Raw genomic sequence first — 2,016 nt, 5'->3', positions numbered from 1 at the left:
AGGCTTAAGGCTTAAACAACTAGCCCCTACTCAATCCAGTCAAACGCGATGACAACGCTTGCATGGCGCGGCTGACCTGATCGAGCGCCTGGGCGTCACGGGCGTTCTCCTCACTGATGCTGTTGATACGCACCGCCAGTTCGTTGATTTCCTGAGTCACATGACTTTGTTGCTGCGCCGCTACGGCGATCTGCTGGGCACGCTGGGAAATATCATCGAAGCTTTGCACCGTACTGGACAGCGCCGACGCTGCACCTTCGGCCTCAACCACTGCATGTTCGGTACGTGCTTCACCGGCTTGCATAGCCTGCACCGCCTGGCGTGAAGCCTGCTGCAAAGCGCTGATCATGGTACCGATCTCATTGGCAGATGCCTGGGTTTTGCCCGCGAGGGTGCGCACTTCATCGGCTACCACAGCAAATCCACGACCCTGTTCACCGGCGCGCGCAGCCTCAATGGCAGCGTTCAGTGCGAGCAGGTTGGTCTGTTCGGAAATCGCTTTAATCACATCCAGCACTGCGCCGACCTGCTGGCTGTCTTTCTCCAGCCGACTGATCACCGCTGCCGCATCAGCCATTTCCGACGACAGCGCCTGAATCGCCGAACTATTTGAAGCGACCTTCCGCTGCCCCTGCTGCACCACCACCAGTGAGCTCTGTGCGGTATTGGCGCAGTCATTGGTGTTCTGCGCCACTTCCTGGGCACTCGACGACATTTCGGTAATCGCCGCAGCCAGTTGGGTGTTCTCCTGCCGCTGCTGCTCGGCGCGCCCGGCCAGGGTACTGCTCAGGCCACCCAACTGCGCGGCTTCGGCCTGCAGATGATCGGCTTCCTCGGCAATACGCTGAAGCATGGTGCGCAACTGCCCGGCATAGCGATTGACCGCGTGGCGAAGCGCGCCGATTTCATCCTCGCGCTCCACGCTCAACTCAACGTCGCGGCTGGCCGAACCACTGCCCAGAGAGTCGATCTGCGCGGTGGTTTCTTCCAGTTGCCCGATCAGCTTGCGCCCTGCCAGCCAAGCAAGAGCCAGCAAGACCGCCAACAGCGGCAGGAGAAACAAAAGAATTTCCCAGGTCAACGCCCTAGCCAGGCCGGTAACCCGTACCTGCGGAGTGACCAGGCCGACTACCCAGCCGGTGTCAGGCATCAGAAACAGGCTGACGTGGCTGGCCTGCTTGAGCTGTTCATCGTTTTCCAGATCAAGGTTGTGAATCGCCCCCGAACTGTTGCTATTCAGCGCCGCCTGTACCGGCTTGAGCCAGCTGTGCTGCTGCGCCAGATCTGAAAATTTGACCATCGCGGCGCCCGTACCGCCGGACATATTCGGAAAATACAGTACGTTGCCAGCTTGGTCGAGAGCGAAGGCATAGCCATCGGTCACCTTGCCTTGCTCGGTTAGAAAGCGTGTCAGATCGTCCAGCAGCAGGTCCAAGGTAGCGACGCCGGCAAAGCGTCCTTCAAGCTGGTAAGGCACGCTACAGGTAACCATCGGCACACCGGTCACCGCATCCCGATAAGCCTCCGACCACAGGCACTGTCCTGCCTTGCTGCTTCGCGCGCCGGTATACCAGGCATCGTTGTGGTAACCAGGACCATCGGCCGCATTGTAATCGTCGGAATAAGCCAGCCGACCATCTGCTCCACGTGCCCAGAAGAAGCTGCGGCGCACTGCCCCCTCGGAGAAGGCGTTTGGCTCCGGCCACACGCCGCCGCCGGCAATCGCCCGATCACCCTGACTATCGATCAAATTGGGCAGGTTATTTAGGTACAGCTGCTCTTCACGCGGCAGCACCTCGGCGAGGTGTGCCAGGCTGGCTGTCACCCCCTCTATTCGCGCCAGCTGCAGCGCTAACTGCCGCACGATGGCGCTACCGGTCTGCTCGATCAGTTCGCCACTGGCCGCCACCACGCGCGGCTGGCCCCGCAAAGCCATCACGCCAAACACTGCCAGAGCGGTAAGAATCAGAAGAACGATACAACCCAGGGTCAAGCGCTGCGACAGCCGAACGGGGA

The 2,016-nt window shown here is 60.5% G+C and carries 1 protein-coding gene and 1 pseudogene; both read right to left on the bottom strand.

Annotation, left to right across the window (positions count from 1 at the left end; translation table 11 throughout):
* Positions 1–19: 19 nt before the first annotated feature.
* A complete protein-coding gene (locus tag FQ192_RS35280) occupies positions 20–577 on the bottom strand; it encodes a methyl-accepting chemotaxis protein (protein ID WP_372242383.1) in 558 nt (185 codons plus the stop codon).
* Positions 578–1,183: 606 nt separating this feature from the next.
* Positions 1,184–1,936, bottom strand: a pseudogene (locus FQ192_RS35275) (cache domain-containing protein); the annotation flags it as partial.
* Between the last annotated feature and the right edge of the window lie 80 nt (positions 1,937–2,016).

The organism is Pseudomonas sp. ANT_J12 (assembly GCF_008370045.1).
GTDB lineage: Bacteria > Pseudomonadota > Gammaproteobacteria > Pseudomonadales > Pseudomonadaceae > Aquipseudomonas.
Note: the sequence above shows the minus strand (reverse complement) of the source record. Positions and strands in the feature narration are given on the sequence as shown.

Bases quoted from the DNA above. Each gene is read 5' to 3' on its own strand.
- FQ192_RS35280 (WP_372242383.1), bottom strand. From the start codon at position 577: ATGGCTGATGCGGCAGCGGTGATCAGTCGGCTGGAGAAAGACAGCCAG.